4 protein-coding genes are annotated in these 3,119 nt (G+C 61.0%); 2 read left to right on the top strand and 2 right to left on the bottom strand.

The annotated features are described in order from the left end of the window. Together VGI36_20160 and VGI36_20165 are read left to right on the top strand one after the other, a co-directional pair. Positions 1-575 (top strand): phosphotransferase (locus VGI36_20160; protein HEY2487464.1); only part of this gene is annotated, 575 nt, incomplete at its 5' end. Beyond that, positions 572-1,342, top strand: coding sequence for an NDP-sugar synthase (locus VGI36_20165; protein ID HEY2487465.1), 771 nt, complete (start codon positions 572-574; stop codon positions 1,340-1,342). The genes VGI36_20160 and VGI36_20165, both read left to right, overlap by 4 nt. Positions 1,343-1,649: 307 nt before the next feature. Here the strand turns inward: VGI36_20165 and menA are convergent, their stop codons facing one another. Together menA and VGI36_20175 are read right to left on the bottom strand one after the other, a co-directional pair. Next, positions 1,650-2,588: a 1,4-dihydroxy-2-naphthoate octaprenyltransferase gene (gene menA / locus VGI36_20170; GenBank protein HEY2487466.1), complete on the bottom strand. Its 939-nt coding sequence runs from the start codon at positions 2,586-2,588 to the stop codon at positions 1,650-1,652. A gap of 184 nt (positions 2,589-2,772) precedes the next feature. After that, the coding region (locus tag VGI36_20175) for a CoA transferase (protein ID HEY2487467.1) at positions 2,773-3,119 on the bottom strand (347 nt) is incomplete at its 5' end.

A 3,119-nucleotide genomic window follows, 5' to 3' on the forward strand; every position in this document is an offset into this window, starting at 1 on the left:
TGTTCCGGTGGGAATTCAAAGAATTCTTCGACCTCGGGTGCGGTACTTTGCATGCCGATCCCAAGGCGCTGACCCCGGAACTGGATGCGCTCGCGGGCGAACTCGGACGCTTGCCACGGGTCCTTTCGCATCGCGACTATCACGGCCAAAACCTCTTCGTGAAGCGCCAGACCGGCGTCTCCACACTTCGGGTCATCGATTTTCAGGACGCGCTGATGGCGCCAGCCGCGCAGGATCTGGCCGTGTTGCTCACCACTCGAGACATGGCGGGGTTGATATCTCCCGCTCTCGAACGACGGCTGCTGGACTTCTACTACGCGGGCCTGACTCGGCTGGGCGCGGAGACCTTGAGCGCGAAAGCATTTTCGCGCGGCTACCAGCTCTGCGTGCTGCAACACGCTATCAAGATGATGGGACGCTTCCTGATGTTCGAACGCAGCGGCAAATCGGGCTATGCGGTCTTCGTCCCGCACACCATCGATCAAGTGCGGCGAATTCTTGGCGGACCCTGTGCCACGGACTTTCCGGTGCTCGCCCGCGCTTTCCGCGCTCCCCAAATGGAATCCCTGCAATGAGAGCCCTAGTGCTGTCCGCGGGCATTGGCGAGCGGTTGCGACCCCTGACTGAAACGGTCCCAAAACCGCTGGTTGGGGTGGGGGGACGCCCGCTTATTCATTATCCCTTGCTGATGCTCAAGCACGCGGGGATTCGCGAGATCGCGATAAACACCCATCACCTTCCGCGGGCGATGGAAGCTGCGCTCGGGACGGGAGCGCGGCTGGGCATCGACATAATTTGGGCACCCGAGCCGACGCTGCTGGGCACCGGCGGACCGCTGAACGGTCTACGCGGATTTCTGGGCACCGGCACCTTCGTGATCGCCAACTGCGATACCATTCTCGATCTCGAGTTGGACGAGGTTATTCGGTTCCATCGCGACCGTGGTGCTTTGGTCACGCTCGCCGTGGCCCGCCCGGAGAACCTCGACTACTACAGCCATATCGAGCTCGACTCGGACGCGTGCGTCCGCAGGATTCGGCTTCTCAAATCGCGATCGCCGCTCAGCTACGATGACTTCGCAAGGGAGCCGTTGAGCGAAGCCGGGCTCGATTCATTCATGTATTGTGGCGTGATCATCCTGGAGCCTGCGGTGCTGGATCGGATACCGCCTTCCCCGCCCTGGAGCATAATGAGCGGATTGATAGCGCCGATGGTGCACGAGGCCTTGCCGGTCATGGGATTCCGCCATCGCGGCCTAATGCGCACGATCGATGATCTAGGTACCTACGAAAAAGTACGCGCAGAATTCGCCTCAAATCCCCCGCTTTTGCCATTTCTCTAATCCGGAATCCCGTCCCTGGCCGCTGGAAAAGGTCGAGGCAAGCAAAAGCGATCGGTAAACCAACCAACCGTCAATCCGCTGGACGCGGAGCATCCGCAGATTCCCTCTGGTCAAGTTCGTTCCGCGCGTCAATGCCTCAATCCCTGCGGAGGCTGTTGCGCCGTCCGCCCGGCACCGCGCTCCGGATCCGCGGCGGCGAGGCGAATAACCCCAATCGGCCGCGCACCTTACAGCGGTCCCGCGCCGCCGAGATCGCACTCCCTCGCACAACAGCCTACGAGCGCCTGGCGCGCAACGGCGAGCACATTTACCATCGCAAAAGCGTCGCGATCAGAAACGCAGCGATCATCAAGAGTCCATATTCCATATGGAGCTGCACCGATCTGAACAGCGCGACATTCAGCTGCTTCGGTTCGGTCTCGTGCATCACGATCCGAAGCTGACTTATCGCCCGCGGCACACTGACCAGCGCGAACAGTCCTGTCCAGGGAATTGCTCCGACGATCATCGCCAACAAACTGGTCGCATACGCGAGCACATCAAATGCAGCAAGCTCGAAGTTTGCGCCAGTGCGCCCAAGAATCGTCGCCAGCGTATGCTTGCCGCGCAGCCGGTCGGTGTCGATATCGCGAATGTTGTTGGCGTGCAGAATGCCAGCGACCAGAAAACCCAGGGGAATCGACGCAAGCACCACGCCCCAGGTGAAGCGTAGCGCCATCACGTAGTAGGTGCCGACGACGATCACCGGACCCATGAACAAAAAGACGGTGAGCTCGCCTAGCGCAACGTACGCAAGCGCGATCGGCCGCGCCGTGTAGAAATAGCCCGCGGCAACCGAGGGAATGCCAATCGCCAGGATCGGCCATCCGCACAGATAGACCAGTACGAGGCCCAGCGCGGCGCCGATCGCAAACGCGATGAGCCCGCCGCGCCACACCTGCTTAGGGGCCAGCAGGCCGCGCTGGATAACCATACTCGGACCGAGCGATTCCGATGAATCTGCCCCCGACCGGAAGTCGTAGTAATCGTTGATAAGATTTGTGCCCGCCTGAATTGCCATCGCTCCGACCAGCGCCAGCACCAGTCTCTCCGGCGCAAAAAAGCCGTCGCGCGCAGCGATCGCCGCGCCCAGCAGCACGGGGATCGCCGCCGCGCTCAGAGAGGGAGCGCGGATCGCCTGGATCCATACAGCCAAGGGCCCTGGGCGTGCTCCTCCGCTCTTCAGAATTGCCGATGCTTCCGTCATGCTCGCCTGTTCCTTTGGTCATTCACCTTCATTGGTTAGAGGGGATCTCGATGGGGTCAGCTGACGGTGCACAGATTTAGTGAGCTCATCCACAACCGCCTCAAACTCCTTACCTCTTCACCAGACCGCCGCCGAACGCAGAATTTTCGCAGAACCCTATCCGTATGGGAGACGGACAGGGCGGTCAAAATATGACCTTGCCTTCCTTTAACCGGGCGATCTCTTCAGCGCCCATCCCCAGCAAGGTTGCCAAAATTTCATCGCTGTGCTCGCCGATTCGCGGTGCACCGCGATAGTCGGGTTCAATGGCGCTAAACTTCACCGGCAGCCCGGGCACGGCGCGCGCACCGGACTCGCCATGCTCTCGCGTAATCATCATCTCCGAGGCGCGAAACGCCTGGTCGGCGGCCAACTCGTGGGTATTGTACACCGGTCCGGCTGCCAGTCCTCGTTCACGCAACCGCCGCACCAACTCGTCGCGGTCGAGATCGCGCGTGCGGGCGGCAACTTCATTTTCGAGCATCTCCACAT

The sequence above is a fragment of the Candidatus Binataceae bacterium genome, assembly GCA_036495685.1.
Lineage (GTDB): Bacteria > Desulfobacterota > Binatia > Binatales > Binataceae > JAFAHS01.

Coding starts and splice junctions, on each gene's coding strand:
- menA (HEY2487466.1), bottom strand. CDS start 2,588: ATGACGGAAGCATCGGCAATTCTGAAGAGCGGAGGAGCACGCCCAGGG.
- VGI36_20165 (HEY2487465.1), top strand. CDS start 572: ATGAGAGCCCTAGTGCTGTCCGCGGGCATTGGCGAGCGGTTGCGACCC.